At 74.0% G+C, this 16926-nt stretch carries 15 protein-coding genes; 9 read left to right on the forward strand and 6 right to left on the reverse strand.

Features of this window, described 5'->3' with window-relative positions:
- Window positions 1–10 precede the first annotated feature (10 nt).
- From C9F11_RS06500 to C9F11_RS06510, 3 genes are all read right to left on the reverse strand, one after another.
- The gene (locus tag C9F11_RS06500; RefSeq protein ID WP_138958345.1) at window positions 11–457 is read right to left on the reverse strand and encodes an SAV_915 family protein; all 447 of its coding nucleotides are present in this window, start codon (window positions 455–457) and stop codon (window positions 11–13) included.
- A gap of 339 nt (window positions 458–796) precedes the next feature.
- A complete protein-coding gene (locus C9F11_RS06505; RefSeq protein WP_138958346.1) occupies window positions 797–1480 on the reverse strand; it encodes a response regulator transcription factor in 684 nt (227 codons plus the stop codon).
- A 182-nt stretch (window positions 1481–1662) separates the two neighbouring features.
- Window positions 1663–2058: a DUF2795 domain-containing protein gene (locus C9F11_RS06510; protein ID WP_138958347.1), complete on the reverse strand. Its 396-nt coding sequence runs from the start codon at window positions 2056–2058 to the stop codon at window positions 1663–1665.
- A 911-nt stretch (window positions 2059–2969) separates the two neighbouring features.
- Between C9F11_RS06510 and C9F11_RS06515 the strand changes: the two genes are divergently transcribed.
- The 6 genes from C9F11_RS06515 to C9F11_RS06540 all read left to right on the forward strand — a co-directional run bounded on the left by C9F11_RS06515 (window position 2970) and on the right by C9F11_RS06540 (window position 11264).
- Entirely contained in the window at window positions 2970–3779 is an 810-nt protein-coding gene (locus C9F11_RS06515; protein ID WP_138958348.1) for an SDR family NAD(P)-dependent oxidoreductase, read from the forward strand.
- Between the two features lie 271 nt (window positions 3780–4050).
- Window positions 4051–4869, forward strand: a complete 819-nt coding sequence (locus C9F11_RS06520) for a GNAT family N-acetyltransferase (protein ID WP_138958349.1) — start codon at window positions 4051–4053, stop codon at window positions 4867–4869.
- Between the two features lie 106 nt (window positions 4870–4975).
- Window positions 4976–6832: a methylmalonyl-CoA mutase family protein gene (locus C9F11_RS06525; protein WP_138958350.1), complete on the forward strand. Its 1857-nt coding sequence runs from the start codon at window positions 4976–4978 to the stop codon at window positions 6830–6832.
- Window positions 6829–9084: a methylmalonyl-CoA mutase gene (gene scpA, locus C9F11_RS06530; RefSeq protein ID WP_138958351.1), complete on the forward strand. Its 2256-nt coding sequence runs from the start codon at window positions 6829–6831 to the stop codon at window positions 9082–9084. The genes C9F11_RS06525 and scpA overlap by 4 nt, the downstream gene beginning before the upstream one ends.
- A 12-nt stretch (window positions 9085–9096) precedes the next feature.
- Window positions 9097–10179, forward strand: coding sequence for a methylmalonyl Co-A mutase-associated GTPase MeaB (meaB, locus tag C9F11_RS06535; RefSeq protein WP_249401624.1), 1083 nt, complete (start codon window positions 9097–9099; stop codon window positions 10177–10179).
- On the forward strand, window positions 10176–11264 hold the full coding sequence (locus tag C9F11_RS06540; RefSeq protein WP_138958352.1) for an enoyl-CoA hydratase/isomerase family protein: 1089 nt from the start codon (window positions 10176–10178) through the stop codon (window positions 11262–11264). The genes meaB and C9F11_RS06540 overlap by 4 nt, the downstream gene beginning before the upstream one ends.
- Before the next feature lie 65 nt (window positions 11265–11329).
- Here C9F11_RS06540 and C9F11_RS06545 read toward each other — a convergent pair whose 3' ends face one another.
- The 3 genes from C9F11_RS06545 to C9F11_RS06555 form a co-directional block, all read right to left on the reverse strand.
- Complete coding sequence (locus C9F11_RS06545; protein ID WP_138958353.1) at window positions 11330–11770, reverse strand: hypothetical protein; 441 nt, start codon at window positions 11768–11770, stop codon at window positions 11330–11332.
- Between the two features lie 82 nt (window positions 11771–11852).
- Window positions 11853–12590 carry an ABC transporter permease gene (locus tag C9F11_RS06550; protein WP_171075653.1) on the reverse strand — a complete coding sequence of 246 codons (738 nt, stop codon included), beginning with the start codon at window positions 12588–12590 and terminating at the stop codon, window positions 11853–11855.
- Between the two features lie 2 nt (window positions 12591–12592).
- Window positions 12593–13540, reverse strand: a complete 948-nt coding sequence (locus tag C9F11_RS06555) for an ATP-binding cassette domain-containing protein (protein WP_138958355.1) — start codon at window positions 13538–13540, stop codon at window positions 12593–12595.
- A gap of 109 nt (window positions 13541–13649) precedes the next feature.
- On the opposite strand from C9F11_RS06555, the gene C9F11_RS06560 reads away from it, so the two are divergent.
- The 3 genes from C9F11_RS06560 (at window position 13650) to C9F11_RS06570 (ending at window position 16875) form a co-directional block, all read left to right on the forward strand.
- A complete protein-coding gene (locus C9F11_RS06560) occupies window positions 13650–14897 on the forward strand; it encodes a histidine kinase (RefSeq protein WP_138958356.1) in 1248 nt (415 codons plus the stop codon).
- A gap of 43 nt (window positions 14898–14940) precedes the next feature.
- Window positions 14941–15603, forward strand: coding sequence for a response regulator transcription factor (locus C9F11_RS06565; RefSeq protein WP_138958357.1), 663 nt, complete (start codon window positions 14941–14943; stop codon window positions 15601–15603).
- 114 nt (window positions 15604–15717) lie between these two features.
- A complete protein-coding gene (locus C9F11_RS06570) occupies window positions 15718–16875 on the forward strand; it encodes an ROK family transcriptional regulator (protein ID WP_138966167.1) in 1158 nt (385 codons plus the stop codon).
- The last annotated feature ends 51 nt before the right edge of the window (window positions 16876–16926 follow it).

Below are 16926 nucleotides of genomic sequence, written 5' to 3' on the forward strand. Positions count from 1 at the left end.
CCGGGCCGTGTCAGCCGATCCAGGCGGTCAGCGCGCCGACCAGGGCGGCGGCTCCGGTGACGCGCAGCGCGCCCGCGGTCAGCGGGTCCCCTTCCCGTCGGCGTGCGGGGCGGTGGGCGGAAGAGGCGGCGACGGACGGCACGGTGACCGGCGGCACGGGGGTGGCTGGTGTATCGGAGGTGAGCCGCGGGTCGACGGTGACGCCGGTGACGCCCAGTGGTTCGGTGAGGGCGCGCAGCGCCGGTTCGGCGAGGCGGATCCAGGGCTGGCGGGCGCCGAGGGTGGCGGCCAGCCGCTGCTCGGTGGTGAAGGCGACGGCGGTCCGGCCGCCGACGGGTGTGCGGAACAGGCGGGCGATACAGCCCGCGGGTCCCGGCCGGACGGGGACGAAAAGGGGTCCGGCCGGGCCCCGTTCGGCAGGCTCGGGGTCTTCGCCGCACACCAGGGGCTGGGTCATGGTTCCTCCTTGAGCAGCCTCGGGCGAGGCTCTCGTGGGTCGGTCGGGCGCCGCGGCCTCGGTCGGTGCGGGGCGCCGGGGGCCCGGTGCCGGGCAGCGGGCACATGGTGACGTTATGCCCGGCACGGGGTGTCAACCGACTGTCCATGACGTGCCGTTGACGGTAAAGGGGCGCACGCTGACACTCTGCTGACGCGCCCCCCGGTCGGCAGGCCCGGAACGGGTGAACGGGGCCGGGCGTGGGTGACGCCCGGCCCCGCCGCGGGCCCGCCCCGCTGTCCCTGCTCAAGCTGTCACGCTCGAAGCCGTCACCGTTCGAACTGTCACCGCTCGAAGCCGTCACTCTTCGAACCGGTAGCCCATGCCCGGCGCGGTGATCAGGTGCCGTGGATGGGCCGGGTCCGGCTCCAGCTTGCGGCGCAGCTGGGCCATGTACACGCGCAGGTAGTTAGTGCGTGTGCTGTGCGAGGGTCCCCATACCTCGCCGAGCAGTTGCTGTTGGCTGACGAGGCGGCCGCGGTGGCGGATCAGGACTTCGAGGAAGTGCCACTCGGTCGGGGTGAGGCGTACGACGTGGCCGTCGCGCAAGGCCTTCTTGGCCAGGAGGTCGAGGGTGAAGCCCGGCGTCTCGACGAGGGCCGGGGTCTGTTCGTGGTCGGCGGGCCGGGTCCTGCGGGCCGCGGCCCGCAGCCGGGCGAGGAGTTCGTCCATGCTGAAGGGTTTGGGTATGTAGTCGTCGGCGCCCGCGTCGAGCGCCGCGACCTTCTCGTCGGAGGCCTGGCGGGCGGATACGACGAGGATCGGGGCGCGGCTGAATCCGCGCAGCCAGCCGATCAGATCGATGCCGTCCATGTCGGGCAGTCCGAGATCAAGGAGGACCACGTCCGGCGGCCGCGCCGACGCCAGACGCTGGGCCGTGCCCCCGTCGACCGCCGCGTCCACCTCGTACATACGCGCCTTGAGGTTGATCTCCAGAGCCCGTACGAGCTGTGGGTCGTCCTCGACCACCAGCACCCGGGTCATCGTGTGCCGCCTCCTGACAGTGCGGGCGGACCCTGCCCGCGACCGTACGCGGCCGCAGCGGAACGGGCCCACAGAAATTAGTGCGGTCCCGTTCAGCAAAGCGCCCACCAGCGCGTTCGCCGTTGCTCTTGATGTCTCTCATACGGCGGGCCCAACGGCGTTGACGCGTCTCTTACATGTCCTCAGCCGTCGGCGAGTCCTCGGGCGATGTCCTGGGCGCTGGCGTAGGGCCGGTCGTCGGGGAGTCGTGCCGCGAGGTCGACGAGGCGGTCCGGCGCGTGGTGGTCGCGCAGGGTCCGCACCAGTTCGTCGCGGTGGAGGGGGTAGGCACGGCGGCTGAGATGGCGGGCCAGTTCGCCGCGCAGTTCCACTTCCCTCGGGGTCACTCCGGGTGGTGTCGAGCCCGGCCGTGGCGGTACGGGCATCGGGTCGACGGCGGGCTGGTCCTCGCCGGAGGGTTCCAGGGCCCGCTCCTCGCGCGCACGGGTTTCGTGGCCGCTGGGGAGTTGCCCGCGTAGCTCCCTCTTCAGCTCGTCGTCCCGCAAGGGGCCCGTCTTGTTCTGGCCTCGGTCGCTCATCCTCACTCCCCTGTCGGCGGTCGGCTCGCTCGTCATGCGTCACATCGGGTCGGTGGGCGATCTGGCGGGTCGCGTATCCGCGTGGCGCCTCGTCAAACCGATGTGCCCCATCCGTTTCCGAGAGTCACAACGAACAGCCACTGTGAGCAACGACGGCTGGAGGCCCAAGGGAGCCAGCGATGAGGAGGGGGACACGAAAACGTCCCGGGCCCCGGCCCCCTCGTGGCCGCGACCCGGGACGTCCGCTTGGACGGACGAGGGATGCCCGCTGCGGGGCGCACCCGCCCCGACCCCCGTTACCCCCGTATCAGGATGGGTGCGCTGTCGGCGGTGGTCGTCGTCACACGGCCTCCGATCCCGCACCGGGGTCCGTTCGTCCGTCCCCCCGCAGTGATCAGTCTTGGGCCGGTTCCGGAGGTTCCTGTTCTTGTTGACGCTCTCCTGATGTGTCATCAGGGCCTCTTGACGCGGTCTTGACGCCTGAGGGGCGGGCCGTGCCCAGGGGAGGCGCGGCACGTATCAGGGGCCCGTCAAGGACCGCAGGGACGGCTTGAAGGCCAGCTCAGGGGCCAGTTGGATGAGGATCGTGAACAGCTTCGCGCGCCATGACGACCGGCCGCCTCATACGGTGGTGCCGGTCGCGCGCCCGTTCTCCTGACGGGGCGCTCAACCCGCACCGCATCCGCCGCATCCGCTGCGCCCGCCACGCCCGCCGTATCCGCCGTATCCGCGGCACTCACCACCACCGCCGACACCCGTTGGCGCCCTTCCCGCCGTGACCCGGCGCTCCTGACGAGCGTGCACGGCCCCTTCACGGATTCACCGGCCTCCTTCGCGGGTCACAGCTCCCCACCCGCATGCCCGCCCCCGCCGGGGGCCGCCCCGGCATGCCCCGACACAGGAACACAGTCATGTCTTCTGCCTCACTGTCCGGCCGTACCGCGCTCGTGACCGGAGCCACCTCCGGCATCGGCTTCGAGACCGCCCGCCTGCTGGCCGAGCGCGGCGTCACCGTGCTGGTGCACGGCCGTACCGGCGACGAGGCGCGGGCCGCCGTCGACGCGCTCGCCGCCTCGGCCCGCGCCGGCGCGGCGCGCCCTAACGCCGTCGCCGCCGACTTCACGCGTCTGGAGGAGGTCGAGGAGCTCGCGCGGCGCGTCGTGGCCGAGCACCCGCGTCTGGACATCCTGGTGAACAACGCGGGCATCGCGGCGCCCGAGCGGCACACGGTCACCGCCGACGGCAACGAGATCGCCTTCCAGGTGAACTTCCTCGCGCACTACCTCCTGACCAGCCTCCTGGAACCCGCGCTCACCAGCGATCCGGGCGGCCGCGTCGTCAATGTCTCCTCGTCGCTGCACCGCACGGCGTCGATCCAGTGGAGCGACCCCCAGCGCCTCCGCCGCTACGCGCGCCTGGCCGCCTACGCCCAGTCGCAGCTCGCGCTCACCGTCTTCGCCGCCGATCCGCGCGTGACCGCGGTGTCCGTGCACCCGGGCGTGTGCGACACGGCGCTGCTGGCGCTGTACGCGCACGAGGGCACGACCGCCGCCGAGGGCGCCGCCCACGTGGTGCGTCTGTGCGACCCGGCCGTCGAGATCGTCAACGGCGCGTACTACGACCGTGCCGAGCGGGTGGAGCCGGCCGCGGCCGCCCGCGACGACCGCACGGTCAGGCGCCTCAGCAAGCTGGCCGACGTGCTGGTCGGCCACGCCTCCTGACGGAGCCGCCGGTTCCCGCGCCCGGCCCGGCCGCTGTCCGTGCGGCCGGGCCGGGCGCGTCACGGCCGGGCGCGTCACGGCCGGGCGCGTCACGGCCGGGCGCGTCACGGCCGGGCGCGTCACGGCCAGGCGCGTCACGGCCAGGCGCATCACGGCCAGGCGCATCACGGCCGGGCGCCTCACGGCCGGGCGCCTCACGGCCGGGCGCGTCCCTTCGCGTGCGCCCTCTATCCTCTCGATCGCTTGTTGACACCCCTGGAGGTCGGCTTCCGTGATCCCGCTCGAGCCGCGTCAACTTCCCGCGCTCTCCGACTGGTTCGCCGTCGGGGCGCCCGGGACCGCCGCCCTGCCCGAACACGTCCTGGCGCACGGCGCCGGGCAGTGGTGGGCGGACCGTGCCGAGGCGCCGCGCGCACTCGCGGTGACCTGTGCCGGGCACGTCGTGCTGCGCGGCGACCCGCGCGCGGTGACGGCCGCGGGGCTGGCGCCGTTCGCGGCCGGGCACGTCGATGCCCCGCTGCGCTTCCTGCCCGTGCTCGGTGCCGCGTTCGAACGCCTGGTGCCCGTCGAGCGGATGGTGTACGTCCACCGGGAGCCGGTGGCCGCCACGCGCCCGCCGCGCGGGGTGCGGGTCCGCCCGCTGGCGGCGGGCGACGCGGCCGCGCTGGCGGCGGGGTGGCCCGGTTCCGACTGGATCCACGACAGTTGGGGCGGCGCCGAGGGGCTCGCCGCCTGCGGGCGCGCGGTCGCCGCCTTCGACCGCGGCGGCCGGGTCCTCTCCGTGGCCTGCTCCTACTTCGCGGGCGCGGCGTACGAGGACGTGGCCGTCGCCACCGCCCCCGAGCACCGCCGCAGGGGGCTCGCCCACGCCTGCGTGACGGCGCTCACGGCGGACATCGCGGCGCGCGGCCGCACCGCGAGCTGGTCCTGTGCACGCGACAACCGCCCGAGCCGCCTCCTCGCCTGGACGACGGGCTTCCGGCTCGAGAGCGAGTACACGCGGTTCGCCACCGGGTCCCCTCTACCTCAATCGGCGGCATTGGGCAAACCCCTCCCGAACCCCACATCACCCCTGATGCCCCTTCTGTGACGTGCAGCAATAGCGTTCACGCCGCCCGAGTTCAAGAGCATCCAAAGAGTCCAAGGTCACAGCCGAGCCTCGGCATCAGGTGCTGTTTCCGCCCTAGCATCGACGCATGACGGTCCTGCCTGACGACGGGCTTTCGCTGGCCGCCGAATTCCCTGATGCGACCCATGAGCAGTGGCAGCGCCTGGTGGAAGGCGTACTGCGCAAGTCGGGCAAGGACGTATCGGGGGCGGCGGCCGAGGAAGCGCTGTCCACCGCGCTAGAGGACGGGCTCAGCACCCGCCCGCTGTACACCGCCCGTGACGCCGTGGCCGACGTGGGCCACCCGGGCTTCGCCCCCTTCGTGCGGGGCGGCTGCGCCGCGGGCGCCGCCGCCACCGGCTGGGACGTGCGCCAGCGGCACGCGACGAGCGACCCCGGTAGCACGAACGAAGCGGTCCTCGCCGACCTGGAGAACGGCGTCACCTCGCTGTGGCTGACCCTCGACCCGGACGCGCTGCCCGTGTCCGGCCTGGAGCGGGCGCTCGACGGCGTGTATCTGGACCTGGCCCCGGTCGCCCTGGACGCCGGTGCGGCGTACGAGTCGGCGGCGCGGGCCTTCCTCGGGCTCGTGGACGCGGCGGGCGTCGCCAAGAGCGCGGCGCGCGGCACGCTCGGCGCCGACCCGCTGGGGTACGAGGCGCGTACGGGTGAGGAGTTGGGCGCGGACGCCGCCGTGGAGCTCGCGCGGCTCCTCGGCCGTGAGTACGGCGGTCTGCGGGCCCTGGTCGTGGACGCGCTGCCGTACCACGAGGCGGGCGGCTCGGCCGCGCAGGAGCTCGGCGCCTCGCTCGCGACGGGTGTCGCGTATCTGCGGCTCCTGACGGACGCGGGCCTGTCGCTCCAAGAGGCGTGCGCGCAGCTGGAGTTCCGCTACGCGGCCACCGCCGACCAGTTCCTGACCATCGCCAAGCTGCGGGCGGCGCGGCAGCTGTGGGCCCGGGTGGCCGAGGCGTGCGGCGACGCGGGCGCGGGCGCCCAGCGGCAGCACGCGGTGACGTCCCCGGTGATGATGGCCCGCCGCGACCCGTGGGTGAACATGCTGCGGACGACGGTGGCCAGCCTGGCCGCCGGGGTGGGCGGCGCCGACGCGGTCACGGTCCTGCCCTTCGACCACGCCCTGGGCCGGCCGGACGCGTTCGCGCGCCGGATCGCCCGCAACACCTCGACGATCCTCCTTGAGGAGTCGCATCTGTCACGGGTCATCGACCCGGCGGGCGGCTCCTGGTACGTGGAGCGGCTGACCGCCGAACTGGCCGACGCGGCCTGGGCGTTCTTCCAGGAGATCGAGCGGGCGGGCGGCCAGGCGGCGGCCCTGCGCTCGGGTCTGCTCGGCGAGCGCCTCGCGGCGACCTGGGCCGAGCGCAGCCGCAAGCTCGCCAAGCGGCGCGAGCCGATCACCGGCGTCAGCGAGTTCCCGCACCTCGGCGAGAAGCCGGTCGAGCGCGAGCCCGCGCCCGCGGGGCCGACGGGCGGTCTGCCGCGGGTGCGCCGCGACGAGGCGTACGAGGCGCTGCGGTCCCGCTCGGACGCCCATCTGGCGGCGACCGGCGCCCGGCCGAAGGTGTTCCTGGCCGCGCTCGGCCCGGCGGCCGCGCACACGGCGCGCGCCTCGTTCGCCGCGAACCTCTTCCAGGCGGGCGGTGTCGAGCCGGTCCACGACCCGGTGTCGGTGACGGCCGACTCCGCCGCCGACGCGTTCCTGGCCAGCGGGGCGACGGTCGCCTGTCTGTGTTCGAGCGACGCGCTGTACGCCGAGGAGGCGGCGGCCGTCGCGGCCGCGCTGAAGGCGGCGGGCGCCCGGCACGTGTTCCTCGCGGGGCGGCCCGGCGAGTACGGCGAGAACATCGACGCGTACGTCTTCGCCGGCTGTGACGCCGTGGCCGTGCTGTCCTCCACCCTCGACCTCATGGGAGTGGCGCCATGACGATCCCCGACTTCTCCGGCATCGGCCTGGGGGCGGGTGCGCCGCCGCAGGGCTCCGCCGGGCAGTGGCGCGCCGCCGTCGAGGCGGTCACCGGCAAGGACGCGGACGACCTGCTCTGGGAGACGCCGGAGGGCATCGCGGTCAAGCCGCTGTACACCGGCGCGGACGTGGAGGGCCTGGACTTCCTGGGCACGTATCCGGGTGTGGCGCCGTATCTGCGCGGGCCGTATCCGACGATGTACGTGAACCAGCCGTGGACGATCCGCCAGTACGCGGGCTTCTCCACCGCCGAGGAGTCCAACGCCTTCTACCGCCGCAATCTGGCCGCCGGGCAGAAGGGCCTCTCGGTGGCCTTCGACCTGCCCACGCACCGCGGCTACGACAGCGATCACCCGCGGGTGACCGGTGACGTCGGCATGGCGGGCGTGGCCATCGACTCGATCTACGACATGCGTCAGCTGTTCGACGGCATTCCGCTGGACCGGATGACCGTGTCGATGACGATGAACGGCGCGGTGCTCCCGGTGCTCGCGCTGTACATCGTCGCCGCCGAGGAGCAGGGCGTGCCGCCGGAGAAGCTGGCGGGGACCATTCAGAACGACATCCTCAAGGAGTTCATGGTCCGCAACACCTACATCTATCCGCCCAAGCCCTCCATGCGGATCATCTCCGACATCTTCGCGTACACCTCGCAGAAGATGCCGCGCTACAACTCCATCTCGATCTCCGGCTATCACATCCAGGAGGCCGGGGCGACGGCCGATCTGGAGCTGGCGTACACGCTCGCGGACGGTGTGGAGTATCTGCGGGCGGGGCGGGAGGCGGGCCTGGACGTGGACGCGTTCGCGCCGCGGCTCTCGTTCTTCTGGGCGATCGGCATGAACTTCTTCATGGAGGTCGCCAAGTTGCGGGCGGCGCGTCTGCTGTGGGCCAAGCTGGTCAAGCAGTTCGACCCGCAGAACCCCAAGTCGCTGTCTCTGCGCACGCATTCGCAGACCTCGGGCTGGTCGCTGACCGCGCAGGACGTGTTCAACAACGTGACGCGTACGTGTGTGGAGGCGATGGCCGCCACGCAGGGCCACACCCAGTCGCTGCACACCAACGCCCTCGACGAGGCGCTGGCGCTGCCCACGGACTTCTCGGCCCGTATCGCGCGCAACACGCAGCTGCTCATCCAGCAGGAGTCGGGGACCTGTCGCGTCATCGACCCGTGGGGCGGCAGCGCCTACGTGGAGCGGCTGACCTACGACCTGGCGCGCCGCACCTGGCAGCACATCCAGGAGGTCGAGGCCGCGGGCGGCATGGCGCAGGCCATCGACGCGGGCATTCCGAAGCTGCGCGTCGAGGAGGCCGCGGCGCGGACGCAGGCGCGGATCGACTCGGGCCGCCAGCCGGTGATCGGTGTGAACAAGTACCGCGTGGACAGCGACGAGCAGATCGAGGTCCTGAAGGTCGACAACTCCTCGGTGCGCACGCAGCAGATCGAGAAGCTGCGGCGGCTGCGCGCCGAGCGCGACGAAGCGGTCTGCCAGGACGCGCTGGCCAAGCTGACGGCCGCCGCCGAGCGCGGCTCCGGCACCGGCCTCGAGGGCAACCTCCTGGCGCTCGCCGTGGACGCGGCCCGTGCGAAGGCCACGGTCGGGGAGATCTCGGACGCCCTGGAGAAGGCGTACGGGCGGCACGCGGGCCAGATCCGTACGATCTCGGGTGTGTACCGCACCGAAGCAGGCCCGTCGCCGTCCGTGGCGCGCACCCGCGCGCTGGTGAAGTCCTTCGAGGAGGCCGAGGGGCGCCGTCCGCGCATCCTGGTCGCCAAGATGGGCCAGGACGGCCATGACCGCGGCCAGAAAGTCATCGCGACGGCCTTCGCCGACCTGGGCTTCGACGTCGACGTCGGCCCGCTGTTCCAGACGCCCGGGGAGGTGGCGCGGCAGGCCGTCGAGGCGGACGTGCACATCGTGGGCGTGTCCTCGCTGGCGGCCGGGCATCTGACGCTGGTGCCCGCGCTGCGCGAGGAGCTCGCCGCCGAGGGCCGCGAGGACATCATGATCGTCGTGGGGGGCGTCATTCCCCCGCAGGACGTGCCGACGCTCCTGGAGATGGGGGCGGCGGCCGTGTTCCCGCCGGGCACGGTGATCCCGGACGCGGCGTACGACCTGGTGCGGCGGCTCGCGGTGAGTCTCGGTCACGAGCTGACGGCCGAAGGCCCCGAGGACGAACAGACCGCCGACGGTCCCGGGAACGGGCTGTGAGCCGCTGACCCCATGGCACCGACGATCGATCTCGACAGTTATGTGAAGGGCGTTCTCGACGGCAAGCGCGCGCACATCGCGCGCGCCATCACGCTCGTGGAGTCCACCAAGCCCGAACACCGCGTCCTCGCCCAGCGGTTGCTGACGCAGCTGCTCCCGCACGCGGGGCGGGCGCGGCGCGTGGGCATCAGCGGGGTGCCGGGGGTGGGCAAGTCGACGTTCATCGACGCGCTCGGCACGATGCTCACCTCCCTCGGTCACCGGGTGGCGGTGCTCGCGGTCGACCCGTCGTCGACGCGCACGGGCGGCTCCATCCTGGGTGACAAGACGCGCATGGAGCGCCTGTCGGTGGATCCGATGGCGTTCGTGCGCCCCTCGCCCACGGCGGGGACGCTGGGCGGCGTGGCGAAGGCGACCCGTGAGTCCATCGTGGTGATGGAGGCGGCGGGCTACGACGTGGTGCTCGTGGAGACCGTCGGCGTGGGCCAGTCGGAGACGGCCGTGGCCAACATGGTCGACTCGTTCCTGCTGCTCACGCTCGCCCGGACCGGCGACCAGCTCCAGGGCATCAAGAAGGGTGTTCTGGAGCTCGCGGACGTCATCGCCGTCAACAAGGCCGACGGCCCGCACGAGCGGGACGCGCGCTCGGCGGCCCGTGAACTGGCGGGCGCGCTGCGCCTCATGCACGGCAGAGACGCGGTGTGGACGCCGCCGGTGCTCAGCTGCAGCGCCCGCGAGGGCAGCGGGCTCGACACGTTGTGGGAGCGCCTTGAGCAGCACCGCGCGCTCCTGGACTCCACGGGCCGTCTCGCCGCCAAGCGCCGCGACCAGCAGGTCGACTGGACGTGGACGATGGTGCGCGAGGAGCTCCTGGGGCGGCTGTACGCCCACCCGGACGTGCGGCGCCTCGCGCCGGAGCTGGAGCGGGGCGTGCGCGAGGGGACGGTGACCGCGACAACGGCCGCGGAGCGGATCCTGGCGGCGTTCCAGGACACCGGGGCGGGCGGCGCCGCGGCGGAGAGCGCAGGACCGCGCCGGGCCTCCGGGGACGCGCCCCCTCACGACGTACTACCGAAGGACGGAACCACCCCGTGAGCCATGACGCATCGCCCCCGGTCCTCCTGCACACCGAGGGCCGCGCGGCCCACGTCGTCCTGAACCGGCCCCGCGCGCTGAACGCCCTGGACCACACCATGGTCCGCCTGATCGACGAGGCGCTCACCGCCTGGGAGCGGGACGAGGCGGTGGCCACCGTCGTGGTGTCCGGCGCCGGGGAGCGGGGCCTGTGCGCGGGCGGTGACATCCGGGCCGTGCGCGCGGACGTCCTGGCGGGCGGTGGCGCCGCGTCGGCGGCCTTCTGGCACGACGAGTACGTGCTCAACTCCCGCATCGCGCACTATCCGAAGCCCTATGTCGCCCTCATGGACGGCTATGTGATGGGCGGTGGCGTCGGGGTCTCGGCCCATGGCGGCGTGCGGGTCGTCACGGAGCGTTCGCGGGTCGCCATGCCGGAGACGATCATCGGTTTCGTGCCGGACGTCGGCGGGACGTACCTCCTGTCGCGGGCGCCGGGTGAGCTGGGCACGCATCTGGCCCTGACCGGCACGGCGGTGGGCGCCGCGGACGCCCTGCTGTGCGGGCTCGCCGACCACTACGTGCCCTCCGGTCGGCTCGCGGAGCTCACCGCGGCGCTCGCGGACGGTGAGGCGGCGGACGTGGTGGCCGCCTTCGCCGGGGCCGCGCCCGAGGGTGAACTGGCCGCGCACCGGGAGTGGATCGACGCCTGCTACGCCGCCGGGTCCGTGGAGGAGATCGTCGACCGGCTGCTCTGCTGGGGCGATCCCGCGGCGAAGGAGGCCGCGGAGACGCTCCTCTCGCGCTCGCCCACGTCCCTGAAGGTCACGCTCGCCGCCGTGCGCCGGGCCCGCGCGCTCGGGTCCCTGGAGGACGTGCTGCGTCAGGAGTACCGCACGTCGTGCGCGTGCCTGACTGCCGCGGACTTCCCGGAGGGCGTGCGCGCCCAGGTCGTGGACAAGGACCGCAGGCCCCGCTGGTCGCCCGCGCGCCTCGCGGAGGTGCGGGACGCGGAGGTGGCCCGCTTCTTCCTGCCCTCCCCGTACGGGGAGTTGAAGTTCGCCCCGGTGGCTGCCGGGCCTGTCCTTCGGGGCGGCCAGGGCTGACGCGCGGGGTCCCCCGGCGGCCGAGGCCGACGCGCGGGGTCCCCCGGGTGGAGGGGGCGCCGCCGTCACGGCGGGTCGACCTTGGTGACCACCGCGAGGAGTTGCAGCGCCTCCCAGCCGCCCCAGCGGGCCACTCCCAGGGCCAGCCAGTGGCCTTCGGCCTGCCACAGGTGCACGTCGGGCACGGTCTCGCTGAGGGACGCCCAAGGCTCCGGCACGTCCCCCGAACCGGCCACGACGCGGGCGAAGGCGCTGGCGAGGCTGATGATGTGGGGCTCGCCCCAGCGCGCGGTCAGGAGCACGGCGAGGGCGTCGCGCTCCGCCTCGTACTGCTCCTCCATGGTGTCGCGGGCCGTGCCGTCGTCGTCTTCCGCCGCCTCGTACGTGCGTAACTCCGCGATGTGGAAGCCGGGTCCGGCGCGGACGGCCGCGGACCTGCCGGGCGCCTCGGGGAAGTCCCGGGCGCGCAGCAGGTCGATCGTCGCGAGGTGCTCTGCGCTGCTCATGCGGTCCAGTAAAGCGGCCGCCACTGACAATCAGTCATCGGCGCCGGGGCGACGGGGGCTGCCGGGGCCGTGCGGGCTCCGCTCAGGCGTCCCTGCGGCGTACCGCCCACCAGCCCGCGAGCAGCGCGGCGCCCGCCCAGGCCGCCGTCACGGCGAGCCCCGTCCACGCGCCGAGGGTGCCCGTGGGGTCCGTGTGCAGGACCTGCTGTCCGGCCTTGTCGGGCAGGAACTGGGCGGCGCCGCCCGCGACGTCGCCGACCACGAAGGACACGATGAGGAGGAACGGGATCAGCAGGCTGAGCACGGCGGTTCCGCTGCGCAGCAGGGTGGTGAGGCCCGCCGCGAACAGTGCCATCAGGGCCAGGTAGACCCCGCCGCCCAGGCAGGCGCGCAGCGCTCCGGGGTGGCCGAGCCCGATGGCGTACTCCCCCAGGAAAGCCTGGCCCGCGAGGAACGCGCCGAAGCAGGTGACGAGGCCGACGAGCAGGGCGGCCGCGCCGATGACGGCCGTCTTCGCGGCGTAGAACAGGCCCCGGCGCGGGACGGCCGCGAGCGAGACGCGCAGCGCCCCCGTCACGTACTCGGAGCCGACGGCGGCCGTGCCGAAGCTGATGGCCGCGATCTGGCCGAAGTTGAGGGCGTAGAAGGCGTCGAAGACGGGTTCGGCGTCGACGTTGTCGGCCTCGGCCTTGCCGACGGTGGCGAACGCGAGGACGGTGATCGCGAGGGTCGCCGCGAACACCGCGAGGAGGGAGACGAGCGTCGCCCGCAGCGACTTGATCTTGATCCACTCGGAGTGGAGCACGGCGGCGGTCGACATGGTCAGGCCTCCTGGCGGGTCGGGGCGGTCGCGGAGCCGGTGGGGCCCGCGGAGAATTCGGTCTCCTCGGCGGTGAGGGCCAGATAGGCCTGCTCCAAGGAGGCCTCCTCGTCGGCGAGTCCGAGGATCGGGACGCCCTCGCGGGCGGCGAGGGCGCCGACCTCGGCGGCGCGGGCGCCGTCCACCGTCCAGGCGCCGTCCTCGGCCTCGGTCAGCTCGTGTCCCGCGCGGGCGAGGACCGCCCGCAGCCGTGCCGGGTCGCTGGTGCGGGCGCGTACGCGGGGGCTGCTGTGCGCGGTGATGAACTCCCGCATGGGCGTGTCCGTCAGGAGCCGGCCCTTGCCGAGGACGACGAGGTGGTCGGCGAACGTGGCGGTCTCGTTCATCAGGTGGCTCGACACGAGCACGGTGCGGCCCTCTCGGGCGAGGCGGCGCACGAGCTCGCGGATCCAGATGATCCCCTCGGGGTCGAGGCCGTTGGACGGCTCATCCAGGAGGACCACGGCGGGGTCGCCGAGAAGGGCGGCCGCGATGCCGAGGCGCTGCCGCATGCCCAGCGAGAACGTCTTGATCCGCTGGTGCGCGACGGCGGCGAGGCCGGTCTCTTCGAGGACGGCGCCCACGCGCGGTGCGGCGATGCGGTTGCTGACGGCGAGCGCGCGCAGGTGGTCGCGGGCGGTGCGCGACCCGTGGGCGGCCTGCGCGTCGAGCAGGGCGCCGACCTGGCGCAGCGGCTCGTCGTACGTCGCGAACGGACGGCCGCCGACGGTGGCGGTGCCCGACGTGGGCCGGTCGAGGCCGAGCACGAGGCGCATCGTGGTGGACTTGCCGGCGCCGTTGGGGCCGAGGAAGCCGGTGACGCGGCCGGGCCGGACGCTGAAGGTCAGGTCGCCGACGGCGCGCCTGGTGCCGTACTCCTTGGTCAGCTGGTGGACGTCGATGCTGGTCATGGGGCAACCCTCGCGGCGCGCGCCGGGGCGGGGCCTCCCCCGGCCGGGGAGATCGTCTCCCCCGTGCGGGGGAGCCGGGCCACGCGCGCGTACTGGCACGATGACCTGCATGATCCGCCTGCTGCGACCGCTGACCCGCGCGGTCACGTACACCCGCTGGCTGCATCTGCTCGTCGGCGGCCTCGTGGTCCTCGCCGCGGCCACGGTCCACGGGGTCGAGGACGCCACGGCCCGGGACTGGGTGGTCATCACGCTGCTGCCCGTGCCCTTGATGGCGGCGGTCGCGCTGGTGCCCGCGATGCGCCGGGCGGAGGGGCTCCAGGCGCGCCTGATGCTGTTCCCGGGGGCGCACGCGCGGGAGGCGCACTCCGTGGCGAAGGGGAACGAAGGGGCCGACGGCGCCGTCGGGGAGGGCCCCGGCATCTCCGTGGCCCCCTCGGCGTCGTGGCGCGACCGCGGCCGGACCGCCGTGTGGCTCGTGGTGCGCCTGGAGCTGGGATGGGGGCTGGGCGTCGCCTCGGTGCAGCTCATCGGGTACGCGCTGGCGCTGCTCGGCACGACGTCCGAGGCCCCCGACGACGACGGGCTCTTCCTGCCCCGGCCGGGGCAGGGCGCCTGGAACGCGCTGCTCGTGCCGCTGCCCCTGGCCGTCCTGAGCGTCCTGGTGGTGGCGGCGGGCGGCCTCGCCGCGGCCGCCGCACGCAGCCTCCTGGGCCCGTCGCCGACCGAGCGTCTTGCGGCCCTGGAGGAGCGCACCGAGCAGCTCCTGGAGCGCAACCGCATCGCCCGCGAGCTGCACGACTCCATCGGGCACGCCCTGACCGTCGCCGTGGTGCAGGCGGGCGCCGCGCGGGCCGCCGCCGACGCGGACTTCACCGACCGCGCCCTGGAGGCCATCGAGGAGACGGGCCGCGACGCCCTGGAGGACCTGGAGCGGGTCCTGCGCGTGCTGCGGGAGGACGCCGGGCCCGCCCGCCGGCGGCCGACGCTGGCCGCCGCGGACCGGCTCCTGGAGTCCGCGCGCACGGTGGGCGCCGAGGTCGACGCCGTGGTGTCGGGCCCGGTGGACGAGGTGCCGGGGCCGGTGTCGCGGGAGGGCTACCGCATGCTCCAGGAGGCGCTGACGAACGTCCTGCGGCACGCGGGCCCGGTTCCGGTGCGGGTGCGCGTGGCGGTGTCCGGCGGCGCGCTGACCCTCGACGTGCGCAACGCCCTGCCGCGGCAGGCGGCCCCGACCGGCCGGGGCGGCAGCGGTCTGCGCGGCATCCGCGAGCGCGCCGTCCTGCTCGGCGGCCGGGCGAGCACGGGGCCCGAGGACGGCGAGTGGCGGGTGCACGCCGAACTGCCGCTGCGCTGAGGTCCCCTGAGCCCCCGCCGGGCCGGTGATCTAGGCTGGCCGGATGCCCGTGACCGTGCTCCTCGTCGACGACGAGCCCCTCGTCCGCGCGGGTCTGCGCGCCGTCCTGGAGGCGCAGCCCGACATCGAGGTCGTCGGGGAGGCGGCCGACGGCGCCGCCGTGATCCCTTTGGTTCGGCAGCTGCGCCCGGACGTCGTCGCGATGGACGTGCGCATGCCCCTCCTGGACGGCATCGAGGCCACGCGCGCGGTGCTGCGCACGGTGCAGGACCCGCCCAAGATCGTCGTCATCACGACGTTCGAGAACGACGAGTACGTGTACGAGGCGCTGCGCGCGGGTGCCGACGGCTTCCTGCTCAAGCGGGCGCGGCCCGCGGAGATCGTGCACGCGGTGCGGCTGGTGGCCGAGGGCGAGTCGCTGCTGTTCCCGGCCGCGGTGCGCCGCCTGGCGGCCAGCCACGGCGAGGAGCGGGGCGAGGAGGGTGCCCGGTCCGCGTTCGCGCGGGCGGGCCTCACCGGGCGTGAGGAGGAGGTGCTGCGCCTGATGGCGCGCGGCCTGTCGAACGCGGAGATCGCGGGGCGGCTCGTGGTCGGCACCGAGACGGTGAAGTCGCATGTGAGCGCGGTGCTCGCGAAGCTCGGCGCGCGGGACCGGACGCAGGCGGTGATCGTGGCGTACGAGTCCGGTTTCGTGGCTCCGGGGTGACGCGCGGCTCCGGAGGGGGTGGTTCCCGGGGGGTCGGCGCGATCAGCACTCGCACTGGTGGACGGCTTCCGAGTACCATCCGCCCATCATGCGCATGGGATGGAAGGTAGGACGTTGGGGCGGCTGACCGGCGGAGATCCATCTCTGCTACGGCGGATCAACTCCTCGGTGGTGCTGCACGCGCTGCGCGCCGCGGATTTCGCGACACTCACGGAGATCACCCGGGCGACGGGCCTGTCACGGCCCACCGTCGAAGGCGTGGTCGAAGGGCTGATCGAGGCCGGTCTCGTGGTGGAGACGGACGTGGACGACGGTGCCGCGCGGCGCCAGGGACGACCGGCACGGAAGTTCCGCTTCCGTGCGGAGGCGGGGCATCTGCTCGGCCTGGAGATCGGCCCGCACCGGGTGGCCGCCGTCCTGTCGGACCTGCACGGCAAGATCCTCGGCACGGCGGCCAAGGACGTCTCCGAGACGGCGTCGGCGGACGAGCGCCTGGAGCGGCTGCGCGGCGCGGTCGCCGATCTGCTGCGCCGCGCCGGGGTGGCCCGTGGCTCCCTGCGCGCTGTCGGCGTGGGCAGCCCCGGCATCGTGGAGGCGGACGGCTCGGTGCGCCTGAGCACGGCGCTGCCCGGCTGGACGGGGCTGCCGCTCGGCGAGCGGCTGCGCCGCTCCTTCAAGTGCCCGGTCCTGGTCGAGAACGACGCGAACGCGGCGGCCGTGGCCGAGCACTGGAAGGGCGCGGCGACGAAGTCGGACGACCTGGTGTTCGTCCTGGCCGGGCTGAGCCCGGGGGCGGGTTCGCTGATCGGCGGGCGGCTGCACCGCGGCTACGGCGGCGCGGCGGGCGAGATCGGCGCGCTGCACCTGCTGGGCCGTGAGGTGAAGCCGGAGACGCTGCTCTCGACCACGGACGAGCCCTTGCACCCGCTGGACGAGCAGGCCGTGGCGGAGGTGTTCGCGCACGCCCGGGAGGGCGACGAGCGGGCCCTCGCGGCGGTGGACCGCTTCATCCGGCGGCTGGTGCACGACGTGGCGGCGCTGGTCCTGGCGCTGGACCCGGAGCTGGTGGTGGTGGGCGGCTGGGCGGCGGGCCTGGACGGTGTCCTCGACCCGCTCCGCCGCGAGCTGGCCCGCTACTGCCTCAGGCCGCCCCGGGTGGCGCTGTCGATGCTGGGCGAGGCGGCCGTCGCGACGGGCGCGCTGCGGCTGGCGCTCGACCACGTCGAGGACGAGCTGTTCGCCGTGGAGGGCACGGTGTCCGCTCCGCGGTGAGGTGCGGGATCCCCGCGCCGCGCGCTTGTCCTCGAACGCCGGACGGGCTCG

This window comes from Streptomyces sp. YIM 121038 (assembly GCF_006088715.1).
GTDB lineage: Bacteria > Actinomycetota > Actinomycetes > Streptomycetales > Streptomycetaceae > Streptomyces.